Origin of the sequence: Cellulomonas sp. APG4, from assembly GCF_009996735.1 — a bacterium.
In the GTDB taxonomy this organism is placed as follows: Bacteria; Actinomycetota; Actinomycetes; order Actinomycetales; family Cellulomonadaceae; genus Actinotalea.
The window spans coordinates 1-17,415 of the sequence record NZ_JAACYI010000017.1 but is presented as its reverse complement, the minus strand read 5'-3'; the positions used below and the strand labels follow the sequence as shown (position 1 = coordinate 17,415).

13 protein-coding genes are annotated in these 17,415 nt (G+C 73.8%); 10 read left to right on the top strand and 3 right to left on the bottom strand.

The features are described 5' to 3' along the window. Window positions 1-19: 19 nt before the first annotated feature. Complete coding sequence (pheA, locus tag GXB85_RS12640; RefSeq protein ID WP_161918018.1) at window positions 20-1,000, top strand: prephenate dehydratase; 981 nt, start codon at window positions 20-22, stop codon at window positions 998-1,000. Between the two features lie 26 nt (window positions 1,001-1,026). On the opposite strand, the gene GXB85_RS12635 is transcribed toward pheA, so the two are convergent. Next, complete coding sequence (locus GXB85_RS12635) at window positions 1,027-2,208, bottom strand: diacylglycerol kinase family protein (protein WP_161918017.1); 1,182 nt, start codon at window positions 2,206-2,208, stop codon at window positions 1,027-1,029. Between the two features lie 113 nt (window positions 2,209-2,321). Here GXB85_RS12635 and serS point away from each other — a divergent pair, with 113 nt between their 5' ends. The 7 genes from serS (at window position 2,322) to GXB85_RS12600 (ending at window position 10,385) form a co-directional block, all read left to right on the top strand. Beyond that, on the top strand, window positions 2,322-3,605 hold the full coding sequence (serS, locus tag GXB85_RS12630; RefSeq protein WP_161918016.1) for a serine--tRNA ligase: 1,284 nt from the start codon (window positions 2,322-2,324) through the stop codon (window positions 3,603-3,605). Then, on the top strand, window positions 3,602-4,417 hold the full coding sequence (locus GXB85_RS12625; RefSeq protein WP_161918015.1) for an HAD family hydrolase: 816 nt from the start codon (window positions 3,602-3,604) through the stop codon (window positions 4,415-4,417). Before serS ends, GXB85_RS12625 begins: the two co-directional genes overlap by 4 nt. Window positions 4,418-4,632: 215 nt before the next feature. Next, window positions 4,633-5,670, top strand: a complete 1,038-nt coding sequence (locus tag GXB85_RS12620; protein WP_161918014.1) for a LacI family DNA-binding transcriptional regulator — start codon at window positions 4,633-4,635, stop codon at window positions 5,668-5,670. A gap of 221 nt (window positions 5,671-5,891) precedes the next feature. Further along, window positions 5,892-7,277 carry an ABC transporter substrate-binding protein gene (locus GXB85_RS12615; protein ID WP_161918013.1) on the top strand — a complete coding sequence of 462 codons (1,386 nt, stop codon included), beginning with the start codon at window positions 5,892-5,894 and terminating at the stop codon, window positions 7,275-7,277. A 128-nt stretch (window positions 7,278-7,405) separates the two neighbouring features. Beyond that, complete coding sequence (locus tag GXB85_RS12610; RefSeq protein ID WP_370524218.1) at window positions 7,406-8,446, top strand: carbohydrate ABC transporter permease; 1,041 nt, start codon at window positions 7,406-7,408, stop codon at window positions 8,444-8,446. Next, window positions 8,443-9,429 carry a carbohydrate ABC transporter permease gene (locus GXB85_RS12605; protein ID WP_161918012.1) on the top strand — a complete coding sequence of 329 codons (987 nt, stop codon included), beginning with the start codon at window positions 8,443-8,445 and terminating at the stop codon, window positions 9,427-9,429. The genes GXB85_RS12610 and GXB85_RS12605 overlap by 4 nt, the downstream gene beginning before the upstream one ends. 71 nt (window positions 9,430-9,500) lie before the next feature. Beyond that, window positions 9,501-10,385, top strand: coding sequence for a DMT family transporter (locus GXB85_RS12600; protein WP_370524217.1), 885 nt, complete (start codon window positions 9,501-9,503; stop codon window positions 10,383-10,385). On the opposite strand, the gene GXB85_RS12595 is transcribed toward GXB85_RS12600, so the two are convergent. Beyond that, window positions 10,382-10,951, bottom strand: coding sequence for a bacterial proteasome activator family protein (locus tag GXB85_RS12595; RefSeq protein WP_161918011.1), 570 nt, complete (start codon window positions 10,949-10,951; stop codon window positions 10,382-10,384). The two genes, GXB85_RS12600 and GXB85_RS12595, sit on opposite strands and share 4 nt — an antisense overlap. Window positions 10,952-11,079: 128 nt before the next feature. Here GXB85_RS12595 and GXB85_RS12590 point away from each other — a divergent pair, with 128 nt between their 5' ends. Beyond that, window positions 11,080-12,324, top strand: coding sequence for an AGE family epimerase/isomerase (locus GXB85_RS12590; protein ID WP_161918010.1), 1,245 nt, complete (start codon window positions 11,080-11,082; stop codon window positions 12,322-12,324). 15 nt (window positions 12,325-12,339) lie between these two features. On the opposite strand, the gene GXB85_RS12585 is transcribed toward GXB85_RS12590, so the two are convergent. Beyond that, window positions 12,340-13,314 carry an NAD(P)H-quinone oxidoreductase gene (locus tag GXB85_RS12585; RefSeq protein ID WP_161918009.1) on the bottom strand — a complete coding sequence of 325 codons (975 nt, stop codon included), beginning with the start codon at window positions 13,312-13,314 and terminating at the stop codon, window positions 12,340-12,342. 185 nt (window positions 13,315-13,499) lie between these two features. Between GXB85_RS12585 and GXB85_RS12580 the strand changes: the two genes are divergently transcribed. Next, window positions 13,500-17,415, top strand: a 3,916-nt coding sequence (locus GXB85_RS12580) for a nitrate- and nitrite sensing domain-containing protein (protein WP_161918008.1), incomplete at its 3' end; no start/stop codon positions are given.

The window sequence follows — 17,415 nt, the reverse complement described above, 5'->3', positions numbered from 1 at the left end:
CGTCGGACAGGAGGCAGGGATGGCCGAGCAGGAGGACGCCGCGCCCGCGGACGGCTCGTCGCGGCGGCTCCGGTACGCGTACCTCGGGCCGGCCGGCACGTTCACCGAGGCCGCGCTGCGGCAGGTCGCGGGTCCCGACGAGGCCGAGTACCTACCCCAGGTCGACGTGGTCGCCGCGATCGAGGCGGTGCGCACGGGCGCGGCCGACCGCGCCGTCGTCGCGATCGAGAACTCGGTCGAGGGCGGGGTCACCGCGGTGCTCGACACGCTCGCGACGGGCGCCCCGCTCGTGCTGCTGCGCGAGGTGCTGGTGCCCGTCTCGTTCGTGCTCGCAGCGCGGCCCGGCACGCGGCTCGAGGACGTGCGCGGCATCTCGGCGCACCCGCACGCGTGGGCCCAGTGCCGGCGTTGGCTCGCGGCGCACCTGCCGCACGTGGTGCACGTGCCCGCGACCTCGAACACGGCCCCCGCGGCGCTGCTCGCGGGCGAGGACGGCGCGCTGCCGTTCGACGCGGCGCTCGTGCCGCCGCCCGCCGTCGAGCACTACGGTCTGACGCCGCTCGCCGCGCACGTCGCGGACAACGAGCGCGCCGTGACCCGGTTCGTCGTCGTCGGGCCGCCCGGGCAGGTGCCCCCGCCCACGGGCGCCGACAAGACGACGCTCGTGGTGCACCTGCCGAGCAACCAGGCCGGTGCGCTGCTCGAGATGCTCGAGCAGTTCGCGGCGCGCGGCGTGAACCTGTCGCGCATCGAGTCCCGGCCCATCGGCGACGCGCTCGGGCGCTACTCGTTCTCGATCGACGCCGAGGGCCACGTGGCGGACGAACGCATGGCCGAGGCCCTCATGGGGCTGCACCGCGTGTGCCCGCACGTGCGGTTCCTCGGCTCGTACCCGCGGGTCGACGCACCGCACGGGGACGTGCGCCCCGGGACGCACGACGCCGACTTCGCGGCCGCGCGCTCGTGGGTCCAGCAGCTGCGCGAGGGCCGCGCGCACTGAGCGGGCCGTGCGCGTGCGGCCGGGCGTCAGTCGCCGGGCACGCGCACCACGAGGGCGTGCCGGTCGACGCGCGCGGAGACCTCGAGGATCTCGCCGATCGTGTCCCCGTCCACCTGCACCTGCTGGGGCTCGCGCGAGCGCACGCGCACCTCCTTGGCGCGGGAGTGGTCGATGTGACCGATCTTGTTGGGCAGGTCCGTGCGCACCCCGAAGCGCTGCATCGCGACCTCGCCGAACAGCTGGGTCCAGCCCGCCAGGCCGCCCCGGGTGTCGATCGCGCCCAGGTCGAGCCAGCCGTCGTCGATCTCCGCCTCGGGCAGCAGGGTGATGCCGCCCGGGAGGCGTCCGACGTTGCCGAACAGCAGGCTGCGCAGCCGCACGGGCACCCAGGGGCCGCCGTCCTTGGCGATCTCGAGGCGCATGCGGCGCCCGCTGAGATGCTTCATGCCCGCGACGAAGTACGCGATCCAGCCCACCCGCGCCTTGAGCTCCTCGTCGGTGTCGGCGACCATCGCCGCGTCGAAGCCCAGGCCCGCGATGACGAGGAAGATGTGGTCGCGCGCCGGCTCGTCCACCTCGGGCGGGGTCTCGCCCGGCTCGACCGCCTCAGGGTCCGCCTCCGCGATGTCGTCGGCGACCTGCGACTCGTCGCGCACCACCGTGAGCCAGCCCACGTCGATGGGCCGCTCGGTGCCCGTGAGCGCGATCTTGAGCAGCTCGTCGACGTCGTTGATGGGCAGGTCGAGGTTGCGTGCGAGCAGGTTGCCCGTGCCCTGCGGGATGAGGCCCATCGCGGCCCCCGTGCCCGCGAGACCCTCGGCCACCGCGCGCACCGTGCCGTCGCCGCCCACCGCGATCACCACCTGCGCGCCCTGCTCGAGCGCCTGGCGCGTCTGCCCGATCCCCGGGTCCTCGACGGTGGTGTCGAACCACAGCGGCTCGGGCAGGTAGCGCGCGGCGCACGCGCGCACGGCGGCGTCGCGCAGCTCGGGGACCCCCGGCTTGGTGGGGTTCGCGACGAACGCGACGAGCGTGTGCGCGGCGTCGGTGTCATCGGTCGAGGCGGTGCCGGCGCGGCCCGGGGCGCCGATCGACGGAGACACCGCGACGCCGTGGCCCACGAGGGCGCGGCGGTTGAGGACGGCGAGGACGACCGCGACCACGGCCACCACCGCCGTGAGGATGGTGACCCACTCGACCCACGTCATGGCCGCACGCTAGTGCGCGCGGAGGGTTCCCGCACCGGGCCGTGGGATCGCTTCGACCCGCGGCACCACGAATCAGGTGCGGCGCGCCCGGCGGGGCTCGATACCCTCGGCAGGTGATCGACCTGCGCCTCCTGAGGGAGAACCCCGACGCCGTCCGCCACAGCCAGCGCCTGCGGGGCGACGACCCGTCCGCCGTCGACCGCGTGCTGGACCTCGACGCGCGCCGTCGGGCCTCGCTCACGCAGTTCGAGGAGCTGCGCGCCGAGCAGAAGGCGCTCGGCAAGCAGGTGGCCAAGGCCACCGGTGACGAGAAGGCGGCGCTGCTCGCGCGGGCCAAGCACCTCGCCGAGCAGGTCAAGGCCCTCCAGGCGGACGCGGACGCGGCGGCGACCGAGCTCGACGCGGCCCTCGCCGGGATCGGGAACGTCGTGCTCGACGGCGTGCCCGCGGGTGGCGAGGACGACTACGTGGTGCTGCGGCACGAGGGCACCCCGCGCGACCTCGCGGCCGAGGGCGTGCCCGTGCGCGACCACCTCGAGCTCGGCGAGATGCTGCGTGCGATCGACACCGAGCGCGGCGCCAAGGTGTCGGGCGCGCGGTTCTACTACCTGACGGGCATCGGAGCGCGCCTCGAGCTCGCGCTGCTCAACGCGGCGATGGACCGCGCGACGGCGGCCGGGTTCACGCCCATGATCACGCCGACGCTCGTGCGGCCCGAGGTGATGCGCGGCACGGGCTTCCTGGGCGCGCACGCCGACGAGGTGTACCGGCTCGAGGCCGACGACCTGTACCTGGTGGGGACCTCGGAGGTCGCGCTCGCGGGCTACCACGCGGACGAGATCCTCGACCTGAGCGGGGGCCCGCTGCGCTACGCGGGATGGTCGGCCTGCTACCGGCGCGAGGCCGGCTCGCACGGGAAGGACACCCGCGGGATCATCCGCGTGCACCAGTTCCACAAGGTCGAGATGTTCTCGTACACCACCGTCGAGGACGCCGCCGACGAGCACGCGCGGCTGCTCGCGCTCGAGGAGGAGATGCTCGCGCTCGTGGAGCTGCCCTACCGCGTCATCGACACCGCGGCGGGTGACCTTGGCTCGAGCGCGGCGCGGAAGTTCGACTGCGAGGCGTGGCTGCCGAGCCAGGAGCGGTGGCTCGAGCTGACGTCGACGTCGAACTGCACGACCTTCCAGGCCCGACGCCTCGGTGCGCGCGAACGCACGGGCACGGGTGAGACCCGCGCCGTGGCGACGCTCAACGGGACCCTCGGCACCACGCGCTGGATCGTCGCGATCCTGGAGAACCACCAGCAGGCGGACGGCTCGGTGCGCGTGCCCGAGGGGCTGCGCCCCTACCTGGACGGCCTTGAGGTGCTCACCCCGGTCGGGAAGGACGCGTGAGCGCGGGCCCGGGCCCGCACCTGGTCGCGCTCGACGTCGACGGCACGCTGCTGCACTACGACGGTGGCCTGGCGCCGGCGGTGCGCGCGGCCGTCGCCGAGGTCGCCGAGGCGGGCCATCACGTGGTGCTCGCGACGGGTCGGTCGGTGCACGGCACGGTCCCCGTGGCGCACGAGCTCGGGATCACGCGCGGCTGGGCGGTGTGCTCCAACGGGTCGGTCACGATCCGGCTCGACCCGGAGCTGCCGGACGGCTACGAGGCCGACGAGGTCATCACGTTCGACCCGGCGCCCGCGCTGCGGCTCATGCACGCCGAGTTCCCCGACGCGTACTTCGCCGTCGAGGAGCTGGGCACGGGCTTCCGGATGAACAAGCTCTTCCCCGACGGCGAGCTCACGGGCGTGCACCGGGTGGTGGACCTCGACGAGCTCGCGGGGGAGCACGTGACGCGTCTGATCGTGCGCAGCCCTGGCCACACGAGCGAGGAGTTCCACGAGCTCGTCGCCCGCACGGGTCTGGCCGACGTGACGTACGCGATCGGCTGGACGGCGTGGATGGACGTCGCGCCCGAGGGTGTGACGAAGGCGAGCGCGCTCGAGCGGTTGCGCGGGATGCTGCGGGTCGAGCGGGCGCGCACCGTCGCCGTGGGCGACGGCAGCAACGACGTCGACATGCTGCGCTGGGCCGCGCGGGGGGTCGCGATGGGCCACGCGGGCGACCACGTGCGGGCGGCCGCCGACGAGGTCACGGGTGCGATCGAGGACGACGGCGCCGCGGCCGTGCTGCGCAGCGTCGCCTCCGCGCGCGACTGAGCGCCGGGCTCTGCCCGCTCGCCGGGGACCGGGCCGCGCCGCGGCGCGAGGGGCGGACGTCGGAGGCTCCGTGGACGGCGGTGGGACGTCGCACGTCGTCGCCGCGGAAGCGTGGGAACCGGGTGGGAGACCGTGGGAGCGGCGTGGGAGACCGCGCACGACCTGCGACGGTGCGGGGTGGACCCCGACGGGCGTGAGGAGCACAATCAGCGCCCATGGCCGCCGGCATCGAGGACGTGGCCCGCGCCGCGGGCGTCTCGACGGCGACCGTCTCGCGGGCGCTGCGCGGCCTGCCGAACGTGACACCTGCCACGCGTGCCCGGGTCCGGGAGGTCGCGACCGCGCTCGGCTACGTCGCGTCCCCGAGCGCGGCGAGCCTGGCCTCGGGGCGCACGCGCACCATCGGGCTCATCAGCCCCTGGATCAACCGCTGGTTCTTCGCGAACGTGATCGAGGGGGCCGAGCGGACCCTGCGCGCGCAGGGCTTCGACGTCCTGCTCTACACCTTCGACATCCGGCGGCGGCGGGGTCGCCCCCGCGTCGACCCGGACGTGCTGCGTCGCCGGGTCGACGGGGTCCTCATCGTCGGCCTGCCCCTCGAGCAGGACGAGATGGACGCCCTCGTCGGGCTCGACCGACCGCTCGTGTGCGTCGGCTGGGGCGGCTCGGGGCAGGTCACGGTGCGTCTCGACGACGTCGCTGCCGGCTACGAGGCGACGGCGCACCTCGTCGGCCTCGGGCACCGGCGCATCGCGCACGTGACGGGTGCGCCGGGTGACGTCGCGCCGATGTCGCCGCCGGTGGGACGTGAGGCGGGCTGGCGGGCGGCGATGGCCGAGGCGGGCCTCGCGGCCGGCTCGGACCTCGAGGTCCCCGGGAACTTCGACCTCGCGGGCGGACGTGACGCGACCAGCCACCTGCTCGAGCACGTGCCCGACCTGACGGCGATCTTCGCGGCGTCCGACGAGATGGCGATGGGTGCGGTCCTCGCCGTCCGGCGGGCCGGTCTGCGCGTGCCCGAGGACGTCTCGGTGATCGGCATCGACGGCCACGACCTCGCCGAGCTCGCAGGGCTCACGACGATCGCGCAGGACGCCGGCGCCCAGGGTGCGCGCGCGGCGGAGCTCGTCCTCGAGATGATTGCCGGCGGTGCGCCGGACGACGAGACGATCGCGCCCACGCAGCTCGTCGAGAGGTCGAGCACCGGACCGCCGCCCGGGAGCCGCCGTCTGCACGTCCCGCGCGGGGCTTGACCTGCCACGTCGCTCGGAGCACGCGCGTCAGAACGATCCGACAGCCTCCGTGACCGAATCGTTACTGCCCTGTGGCTGCGATGTTGCCGCACGGGGTTGCCCCCCGGCCGTGCAAGCGCTTGCATGACAGGGATGCCCGACGGAGCGCCTCATGCAGGCGCGCGCCGTGACATTCCCCGGGGACGCGTGAGCGCCCCACGACGACGTGGAGGAAGCATCTGATGAGGAGCATGAGGAAGGGCCGCGCGGGCGCGGTCGCCATCACCGGGGGGCTCACCCTCGCGCTGGCCCTCGCCGCCTGCACCGCACCCCCCGAGGAGGAGGGCACCAGCGGCGGCGACGACGGCGACCGCGAGATGGCCGAGGGCTGCGAGGCCTTCGAGCAGTACGGGGACCTGAGCGGCACCACCGTGACGGTCTACACCTCGATCACCTCGCCCGAGGACCAGCCGCACATCGACTCGTACGTGCCGTTCGAGGAGTGCACGGGCGCGACGATCGAGTACGACGGCTCGCGCGAGTTCGAGGCGCAGCTGCCCGTCCGCCTGCAGTCCGGCAACGCGCCCGACGTCGCCTACATCCCGCAGCCGGGTCTGCTCGCGACGCTCGTGCGCGACTTCCCGGACGCCGTCGTGCCCGTGGGCGAGGCGGCCGAGGCCAACGTCGACGAGTACTACGACCCCTCGTGGAAGGAGTACGGCTCGATCGACGGGACGTACTACGCCACCCCGCTCGGCGCGAACGTGAAGTCGTTCGTCTGGTACTCGCCGTCGATGTTCGCCGACGCGGGCTACGAGATCCCCGAGACGTGGGACGAGCTCATCGAGCTCTCCGACCAGATCGTCGCCGACGGCGGCACGCCGTGGTGCGCCGGCATCGAGTCCGGTGACGCGACCGGGTGGCCCGCCACCGACTGGCTCGAGGACGTCATGCTCCGCACGGCAGGCCCCGAGGTCTACGACCAGTGGGTCAGCCACGAGATCCCGTTCAACGACCCGGCCGTGGCCGAGGCACTCGCGACGGTGGGCGGCATCCTCAAGAACCCGGAGTACGTGAACGCCGGCTTCGGCGACGTGCAGAGCATCGCGTCGACGCCGTTCACCGACGCCGGCTTCCCGATCCTCGACGGTGAGTGCTGGATGCACCGTCAGGCGTCCTTCTACGCCGCGAACTGGGAGAGCGCCCAGGAGGGCGTGACCGTGGCCGAGGACGGCGACGTCTTCGCGTTCTACTTCCCGACCAACGGCGACGAGCGGCCCGTGCTGGGTGGTGGCGAGTTCGTCGCGGCCTTCTCGGACCGTCCCGAGGTCGCGGCCTTCCAGGCCTACCTGACGTCTCCGGAGTGGACCAACGCCAAGATCGAGGCGACCGGTCCGGGCTGGGTCTCCGCGAACAGCGAGCAGGACACCTCGCTCTACGAGTCCCCGATCGACGCCCTCTCGGCCGAGCTGCTGGCCGCCGAGGACACCGTGTTCCGGTTCGACGCGTCGGACCTGATGCCCGGTGAGGTCGGCTCGTCCTCGTTCTGGAGCGAGATGGTCAACTGGATCGCGAACGACAAGGACGACGCAGCCGTCCTCGACGCGATCGAGGCTTCTTGGCCCTGATCCGATGACCGCAGCAGGGGCCTGCCGCACCGGCAGGCCCCTGCTGCGTACCCCGCGCTCACGGCTTCGGGCACAGCCCCCGTCCCGGCTCACGTGAGACCCCCGGCACGAGGACGACGGAGGACTGGATGGGCGAGATCTGGAACAACGCCGGTCTGTGGATCGAGTACATCACCCGACCGGTGCGCGAGTGGCTGCTGGACCCGAGCGGACCAGGCCACAAGATCGCGCTGATGGTGGTCGCGATCGCACTCTTCGGGGTCGTGATGGGCGGCATCCTGCTGCTCGTCGACCGCAGCCGACGGGCCCCTGGGTGGCTCGTGACCGTAGCCTTCGTCGGCCCCGCGCTCGCGGCTCTCGCGTTCGGCCTCGTCTACCCGGCGCTGCGGACCACCTACTCGTCGTTCTTCAACCGCAACGGCTCCGAGTACGTCGGGTTCGACAACTACGCCCAGGCGTTCACCCAGGCCGAGTTCCAGCTCGTCCTGCGCAACACGGCACTGTGGGTGCTCCTCGTGCCCCTGCTCGCGACGTTCATCGGGCTGGTCTACGCGGTGGTCGTGGACCGCACACGGTTCGAGAAGCTCGCGAAGACGCTGATGTTCCTCCCCATGTCGATCTCCATGGTCGGCGCGGGCATCATCTGGCGCTTCATGTACGAGTACCGCCAGACCGAGGCGGAGCAGACCGGTCTGCTCAACCAGGTGCTGGTGAGCCTCGGGTTCGACAGCAAGCAGTTCCTCCTCGACGCACCTGAGAACAACGTCTTCCTGCTGATCGTGATGGTCTGGATCCAGGCCGGGTTCGCGATGACCATCCTGGCCGCCGCGATCCGGGCGATCCCGGACGACATCGTCGAGGCGGCGCGGCTCGACGGCCTCACGGGCCTGAAGATGTTCCGCTACATCACGATCCCGAGCATCCGGCCGGCCCTCGTCGTCGTCCTGACCACGATCGCCATGGCCACCCTCAAGGTCTTCGACATCGTCCGGACGATGACGAACGGCAACTTCGGCACGTCGGTGGTCGCCAACGAGTTCTACGAGCAGAGCTTCCGCCAGTTCAACCAGGGTCTCGGCGCTGCGCTCGCGGTCATCCTGTTCATCCTGGTGATCCCGATCGTCATCTACAACGTCCGGCAGATGCGCCTCTCGGAGGAGATCCGATGACCACGACGCCCCCTCCCCCGCAGGCGTTCGAGAAGGCCGAGCCGGACGAGGTCGAAGGCGGCACGGCCCCGGGTGTCGACACGGGACGGAAGTCCGGTCGCACGTCACGCCGGCAGCTCGGCACGCTCGCCAAGCAGCGGTTGTCCAACCCCTGGGCCTCCGGCATCGCGATCGTGATCGCTTTGCTGTGGACGGTCCCGACCTTCGGCCTGCTCGTGACCTCGTTCCGGCCGTCCGGGGCCATCCGCGACAACGGCTGGTGGAATGCGCTCAACCCGTTCGACAGCGAGACCGGGTTCACGTTCACGCTGCAGAACTACAGCGACGCGATGACGGGGTCCACGAACCTCGCGGACTACTTCGTGAACTCGCTGGTCATCACGCTGCCGGCGGTGTTCATCCCGATCAGCATCGCGCTCCTCGCGGCGTACGCCTTCGCGTGGATCGACTTCCGCGGCCGCGACGTCCTCTTCGTCGCGGTGTTCGCGCTGCAGATCGTGCCCATCCAGATCACCCTCATCCCGCTGCTCACGCAGTACGTCGACTGGGGGCTGGCGGGCTCGTTCTGGACGGTGTGGCTCTCGCACTCGATCTTCGCGCTGCCGCTCGCGATCTTCCTGCTGCACAACTTCATGAAGGACATCCCGCCGTCGCTCGTCGAGGCGGCCCGCGTGGACGGCGCGGGTCACGTCAAGATCTTCTTCCAGGTGCTGCTGCCCCTGCTGGTACCGGCGATCGCCGCCTTCGCGATCTTCCAGTTCCTGTGGGTGTGGAACGACCTGCTCGTGGCCCTCGTCTTCGGCTCCGCCCAGGACGTACGACCGCTCACGGTGCACATCGCCGAGCTCGCCGGCACGCGCGGGCAGACGTGGCACCTCCTCTCGGCGGGTGCGTTCATCTCGATGGTGGTTCCCGTGATCGTCTTCCTGAGCCTGCAGCGCTACTTCGTCCGCGGGCTGCTCGCGGGGTCGGTCAAGGGCTGAGCCCAGCCCACGCGCACGTCGGCCGGTGGTCCGCTGCGGGCCACCGGCCGACGTGCGCCTAGCCTGGCCCGGTGATCCCGCGCCCCGGCCACCTGGTGGGCCGCGTCCCGGCACCGGCGCTCTTCGTCGTCTCGGGGCTCAGCCAGTACCTCGGGGCCGCGCTCGCGGTGGGGCTCTTCGCCCGCCTCGGGGCCGCCCAGGTGGGGTGGCTGCGTCTCGTGGCCGCGGCGGCAGTGCTGCTCGCGTGGCGCCGGCCGTGGCGTGCGCGCTGGAGCGGGGCCGACCTGCGCGCCGCGGCCGCGTTCGGCCTGACGCTCGCGACGATGAACATCGTCTTCTACCTCGCGATCGCACGGCTGCCGCTCGGCACCGCCGTCGCGATCGAGTTCATCGGCCCGGTGGCGGTCGCGGCGATCACGGGCCGCGGCTGGCGCGAGCGCGCCGGGATCGCCCTGGCCGCCGTCGGCGTCGTGCTGCTCGCGGGGGTGACCCTCTCGCTCGGCGGGCCCGAGGCGACGCAGGGGCTCGTGCTGATCCTGCTCGCCGCCGCGTGCTGGGCCGGGTACATCCTGCTCGGGCGGCGGATGGCGTTGCGGGGCGACGGCGTGACGCGGCTGTCCGTCGCGATGGCCGTGGGCGCGCTCGCGTGGGCGCCGGTCCTCGCGCCGCGCAGCGGTGCCGCCTTCGCCGACCCGGGACTGCTGCTGGCGGTGCTCGGCATCGCGGTGCTCTCGTCAGTGGTCCCCTACGCGCTCGAGCAGGTGGTGCTGCGCAAGGTGAGCGCGGCGACGTTCGCCGTGCTGCTCGCGATGCTCCCGGCGACGGCGGCGGTCATCGGCGCGGTCGTGCTGCGCCAGTGGCCGCACCCGCTCGACGTCGTCGGCCTCGTGCTCGTCTCCGCCGCGATCGCGCTGACCTCGGTGCGGCGTCGTCCACGGCCCGCGGGCCAGGACTAGAGGTACTGCCCCGGGTGGCGCTCGTCGGGCGAGCCGGGGCTCGCGCCGGGCGGGAGGGCCGTGCCGGCGTCGGGCGGGACGACCGTGCCCGGGGGCAGGGCGCGGCGCATCTGGGCGAGCTGGGCCCGGGTCGACATCTCCTGCGCGACCAGCGCCGTCTGCAGGCCGTGGAACAGGCCCTCGAGCCAGCCGACGAGCTGGGCCTGGGCGACACGCAGCTCGGCGTCCGAGGGGTTCGCGTCGTCCGAGAACGGCAGGGTGATGCGCCGGAGCTCGTCCACCAGATCGGGTGAGAGACCGTCCTCGAGCTCGCGCAGCGACCTGTCGTGCACCTCGGCGAGGCGGCCGCGCGCAGCCTCGTCGAGCGGGGCGTTGCGCACCTCCTCGAGCAGCTGCTTGACCATGGTGCCGATGCGCATCACCTTGGCCGGCTGGCCCACGAACGTCGCGTCGGGTACCTCGTCCGCGCGCGCCGCGTCGCGTCGCTCCGGGTCGGGTCCCTCGGCGCCGGGCGCGGGGGCGCGGTGCTCGTCGGCGGCCCGGGGCGTCGCGTCGGCGTCACTCATGCCTCCCATTGTCCCCACGGGCGGCCCGGTCCGCGCCCGGTAGCGTGACGGCGGGTCCGCGCCGACGCGGCCCTGTCGGGCGCTGCCGCACACCGGTCGCCCGTCCCGGTCGACCTGTGGAGCCCTCGATGACCTGGCTTTCGTCTGCCGCCCACCGCCGCTGGCTCGAGGGCGAGACGGACCGTCTGCTCGCCTTCGGCCGCGCAGCCCGCACCGCGGAGGGGTTCGGGCGCCTCGACGAGCGCGGCCGGCTCGAGGAGGGCCCGAGCGAGCTGTGGATCACATGCCGCATGACGTACGTGCAGTCGCTCGGTGCGCTGCTCGGACGTCCCGGGGCGGGTGCGCTCGCGGATCACGGCGTCGCGGCGCTCGCGGGCCCGTTCCGCGACCGCGAGCACGGAGGCTGGTTCTCGGCGGTGGGCGTGGGTGGGGCCGTCGCGGACGAGCACACCCTCAAGGACGCCTACCCGCACGCGTTCGTCGTGCTCGCGACCGCCAGTGCGGTCGCGGCCGGCCGGCCCGGCGCGCGCGAGCTGCTCGACGACGCGCTCGCGGTGCAGCTCGCGCACTTCTGGGACGACGACGCCGGCATGGTCGTCGAGTCGTGGGACCGCACCTTCACGACGTGCGAGGCCTACCGCGGCGTCAACGCGAACATGCACACGGTCGAGGCGTACCTCGCCGCGGCCGACGTCACGGGCGACCTCGCGTGGCTCGACCGTGCGGCGCGCATCACCGAGCGCGTGGTGCACGGGTTCGCACGCGGGAACCAGTGGCGCATCCCCGAGCACTTCGACCCGCACTGGGTGCCCGACCTCGAGTACAACCGCGACGCCCCGGCGCACCCGTTCCGTCCCTACGGCGCGACCGTCGGCCACTGGCTCGAGTGGGCCCGGCTGACCCTGCACGTGCGCGCCGCGCTCGAGGTCGCGGGGCGCCCGGCACCCACGTGGGCCGTCGAGGACGCGGCCGCGCTCTTCGACGCCTCGGTGCGCGAGGGCTGGTCGGTCGACGGGGCCGAGGGCTTCGTCTACACGGTCGACTGGCAGGGACGCCCCGTGGTGCGTGAGCGGATGCACTGGGTGCTCTGCGAGGCGCTCGGTGCGGCTGCCGCGCTGCACGCGGTGACGGGGGACCCGCGCTACGACGCCTGGTACCGCACGTGGTGGGACCACGCGGCCACGCACTTCCTCGACCACGACGGCGGTTCCTGGTGGCACGAGCTCGCGCCCGACGGCGAGGTCTCGCGCACGGTCTGGGGCGGCAAGGCCGACCTCTACCACGCGGTCCAGGCCACCCTGATCCCGCGGCTCCCGCTCACACCCGTGCTCGCCCCGGCCCTCGCCCGCGGACTCCTCGACAGCACCACCTGACCGGTGGGGCCCGGGTCAGGGCTCGAGCAGCACCTTGCCGAACACCTCGCCCGAGGCCATGAGGCGATGGGCCCGCTCCGCCTCGTCGAGGGGGATGCGCGCGTGCACCACCGGACGGATCTCTCCGCGGGTCACCGCGGTCCACAGGCGCGACTCGACGTCGGTGACGATCCGGGCCTTCTCGGCGGGCGGGCGTGAGCGCAGCGTCGTGCCCAGCACCGTCGCCCGCGTGGTCAGCAGGGTGCCCAGGTCGAGCTCGCCGCGGCGCCCCTTCTGCATGCCGATGACCGCGAGGCGGCCGCCCGTCGCGAGCGCGTCGAGGTTGCGGCCCAGGTACGCGGCCCCCACCACGTCCAGGACGACGTCGGCCCCGCGGCCGTCCGTCACCTGACGGACGCGTTCGACGAAGTCCTCGGAGCGGTGGTCGATCACGACCTCGGCGCCCAGCGCGCGGCACCGCTCGGCGCGCTCGGGCCCACCCGCGGTGGTCAGGACGCGCGCGCCCAGCGCGCGGCCCACCTGCACGGCCAGGTGGCCCACGCCGCCCGAGCCGCCGTGCACCAGGAGCGTCTCGCCCTCGGTGAGCCGGGCCGCGTCGAACGTCGACAGGGCCGTGCACAGCGCCTCGGGGAGAGCAGCGGCCTCGACGAGGGAGACGCCGAGGGGCGCGGGGAGCACCTGTGCCGCGCTGACGGCGACACGCGCGGCGTAGCCCCCGCCGTCGAGCAGCGCGCACACGTGGTCCCCGACGCGCCACCGCGTGACGTCGCCGCCCACGGCGCTCACGCGTCCGGAGACCTCGAGCCCCGGCCAGAACGGGGCCCCGGGCGGCGGTGGGTAGTGGCCTGCGCGTTGCAGCAGGTCAGCGTTGTTCACGCCCGCCGCGACCACGTCGATCACCACCTCGTGGGGCGCGGCCACAGGGTCCGGTACGTCAGCGGGGCCGAGGACCTCGGGCCCGCCCGGTCGAGCTGCCGTGACGATTCGCACGGGAGAATTGTTGCAGGCGGGTGAAAAACGACCTATATCGTGTGGCGCGGGCGATCCGGTTCGTGCTTCGGCCTAATGCCGGACAGGGTGCGGGCCGATGTTGTCTCGGACGGCAGGGCTGACGCTCCATGTCGTCGTCCAGCACCTCGTGCGGTGTGCGCACATCGCACAGTGAAGGAGACACCATGCTTCGCAGGTTGGGTATCCGCGGGAAGGTCCTCGCGGCCCTGTCGGTGCCTGTGCTCGTCCTCTTCGTCCTCGCCGGCGTCGTCTCGCTCGACGCGGTGCAGGCGGCGCAGACGTCGCGCACCATGACCTCGCTGCTCTCCGCGGTCCAGGAGTCCCGCGAGGTCGCGACGGCCCTGCAGGAGGAGCGTCGTGTCTCGCTGCAGTACCTCGCGGGTGACGACGCCGTGCGTGAGCAGGTCGACGCGGCCCGTGCCCAGACCACCGACGCCCTGCAGGCTTTCCGGCGCTCCGCCGACCGCGTGAACTTCTCCGCCCTCGACCCCTCGGTCGAGGCGGCGATCGACGACATGTACACGTCCCTCTCGCGCCTCGACGACGTCCGCAGCCGCGTCGAGAGCCGCGCCGTCGGCGTGCGCCCCGTCCTCAACGACTTCTCGCGCAACATCGACGCCGTCATCGTGCTGCCGCAGCGCATGGCGGACGGCCTCGACGACCGTCGCCTCGCGCAGATCCTGGACGCGCACACCGAGGTCGCGATCCTCGCCGAGTCCTACCTCGAGGAGCAGGTGCTCGGCGCGGAGGTGCTCCGCGGCAGCGAGCGCCAGGACTCGGACCTGGTCTTCCTGTCGACGCTCTTCCCTGCGACGGACCTGCAGCACACGACCGCGATCGAGGCGGTCGCGAACCTCGACCTCGGCGACCAGGTCGAGGTCCCGCGGCTCGGTGCCTCGTTCCGCGACAACCAGTCCTACGACAGCTTCCGCACCCTGATCGCGACGGGTCGTAACCAGAACCTCGACTTCGTCGAGGCGGCCGACTGGGTCGAGCGCGCGGGCGAGGAGGTCGAGGCCCTCGACCCCGTGCAGAACGAGCTGCGCCGCGCGGCCACCGCACGCGCCAACGAGGTGGCGGGCGCCGAGCTGCGCACGGCCATCCTGACCATCGCGATCTCGCTCGCCGCGGTGGTCGCGTCGATCGTCGTCGCGTTCGCCATCGCCCGCCAGATCGTCAACCCGCTGCGGCGACTCACCGAGGCCGCCGGCACCGTCCGCGAGGAGCTGCCGCGACTCGTCGACCAGGTGGCGATCCCCGGTCAGGGACCTGACCTGAAGCTGACCACGATCCCCGTCGACAGCCGCGACGAGATCGGCCAGCTCGCGACCGCGTTCAACGACGTCAACGCGACGACCATCCAGGTCGCCCAGGAGCAGGCCGCGCTGCGTGGCTCGATCGCGGAGATGTTCGTCAACGTCGCCCGCCGCGACCAGGTGCTCCTCAACCGCCAGCTGTCCTTCATCGACGCGCTCGAGCGCTCGGAGGAGGACCCGAAGACCCTGGCCGACCTGTTCCGCCTCGACCACCTCGCCACCCGGATGCGCCGCAACGCCGAGTCGCTCCTCGTGCTCGCGGGCATCGACACGGGCCGCCGTCTGCGGGACCCGCTGCCCACGTCGGACGTCATCCGCACCGCCTCGTCGGAGATCGAGCACTACGAGCGCATCCAGCTCGACCTGCCGGTGGACCCGGCGATGCTCGGTCACACGGCCCTGCCCGCCGCGCACATGCTCGCCGAGATCCTCGAGAACGCGACCGTCTTCTCCGACCCGGGCACGCCCGTGCACGTCTCGACGGGTGTCGAGGAGGACTGGGTCCTCATCACCGTGCTCGACCAGGGCCTGGGCATGACGCCCGACGAGCTCGCCGAGGCCAACACGAAGATCGCGACGACGTCGGCCGGCGACGTGCTCGGCTCGCAGCGCCTGGGCCTCTTCGTGGTCGGTCGCATCGCCGCGCGCCTCGGCGCGCGCGTCGAGCTGGCCCGCGGCCCGCAGGGCACGGGAACGCTCGTGACGGTGCGCATGCCGATCGTGCTCTTCGTCGACGCCGCGTCGATCCCGTTCACGCCGCCCACGCAGGTGGCTGCCCAGCCCGAGCGGTTCGTCCTGCCCGAGCAGGCGGCCGAGGTCGTCCACGAGGCCGAGTACGCGCCGGCGCCCGCGCACGTGCAGGACGTCGCTCCGGGTTCGGTGGGCTCCGAGCAGAACCCCGCGGAGGAGGTCGACCTCGCGGCCCTCACCGACGGCACCACGCAGCACGGCCTGCCCCGTCGCCGGTCCGTGCCCGCGGACCGTGGCGCGCCCGCCCCCAGCAGCTACGACCGCGACGCCGACGACGCCGCGGCCGCCCCGTCGATCCCCCTCGCGCCCCGCGCCGAGGCCTTCGCGGGCGTCACGCTGGACGACGAGGAGGTCTGGACGCCGCCCGTGGTCGACGCGTCGGCGCCGCCGCTCGTGCGCCGTCACGTCGAGCCCACGCCCGAGGTGCCCGCGGCCCCCACCGAGGCTCCTGCGGCAGCGCTGCCGACCCGTCGACCGACGGACACCGGCAGCCTCCCCCTCCGGACGCCCGCCGAGGCGGGCCCCGCCCTGCCCCCCCGTCAGCCCGCCGGGCCCACCCCGCCGGTGGTCGAGTCGGGGACCGCGCTGCCCACGCGTCAGCCCACGAGCCCGATGCTCCCTCCGGCCGCCCCTTCGGCGCCTGCGGCGGCGTCCGCTCCCGCGGCGCCCGAGGGCCGTGCCGCGATGTTCACCGGGTTCCGGTCGCGGCGCGCGGAGCTCGCGGCCGCCGCGGTGCGCGTCGAGCACGGCGACGAGGCCACCGAGGACCGCCCGTCCGCCGGCGAGCAGACGGACGGCGCCGAGCGTCTCGCCGCGGCCGCGGCCTTCTTCGGTCGTTCGCCCGCGGCCGAGCCGACGGCGGCCGAGGCCTCGCAGCCCGAGCCCGAGCCCGTCGACGAGCAGCCCGCGTTCGTGATCCCGGCGCTGGTCGAGGACGAGGAGAGCTACGGCGACCCGGTGTTCGCCCCGGGTGCCCCCGCCGTGGTCGTCGAGGGGCCCGAGTCGGCGCGCTGGACGCCGCAGGAGCCCCTGCCGCAGCCGGTGGCCGAGGCCGCCGACGAGGACGAGGAGATCCCGTACTTCGGCCGGCACGCCTACGTGCCCGAGGAGGTCGCCGAGCAGACCTGGACGGTCCCGGCCGTCGAGCCGGTCGAGGACTCCGCGGAGCACGCCCCCGCGTGGGCCGAGCCCGAGGCCCCGGCCGCCGAGGCGCAGCCCGCGGCCCCCGCCTGGGACGCAGGGACGGCCGCGGCCGCCGTCTGGGACCGTGACGCGACCGAGGTCCATCAGCCCGTCGCCGACGACGTCCCGTGGCCCCCCGCGACCGACGCGACCTGGCCGCCGTCGGCGCCTCAGGCCGAGCCCGTCGCCGAGCACCGGGACGAGGCCCCCGCCGCCGAGCCGTGGCAGCCGACCGAGGCCCCCGCCGCGGAGCCGTGGCAGCCGACCGAGCAGCCCGGCCCCGCCGCTGCGCAGGCGGACCCCTCGACGTGGGGTGCGCCGACGGAGCCCGCGTGGTCGCCGTCGGCCGCATGGTCCGCCCCGACGGGTCCGGCGGTCGACGCCGAGCCCGCACCCGCGACCTCGTCGGCGCCCGCGTGGGGCCCGGTCGCGGCGCAGCCCGCCGCCCCGGCCGCTCCGGTCCCGGCTCCGCAGCCCGCCGCGCAGCAGCCGGCGGCCGACTCCGGCAAGGGCAAGAAGAAGCGCGGCTGGTTCGGTCGCAAGCGTCGTGAGGACGAGGCCCCGGCACCCGAGGCGGCTCCCGCCGAGCCCACGATCCAGACCGGCTTCGCGCCGATCCCGACCGGCTTCAGCCCCACGGCGAGCCCGGTGCGGCAGTCCGCCTGGGGAAGCTCGGACGGTGCGCACGCGCAGCCCGAGGCGCCCGCGCAGCAGCCCGCTCCGGTCGCCGAGGTGCCGATGGCCCCCGAGGTGCCGACCCCGTGGCAGCCGTCCGCGGCGCCCGCCGCTCCCGCGACGCCGGCCGCGGCGACGCCGTCCTGGGGCGCGGAAC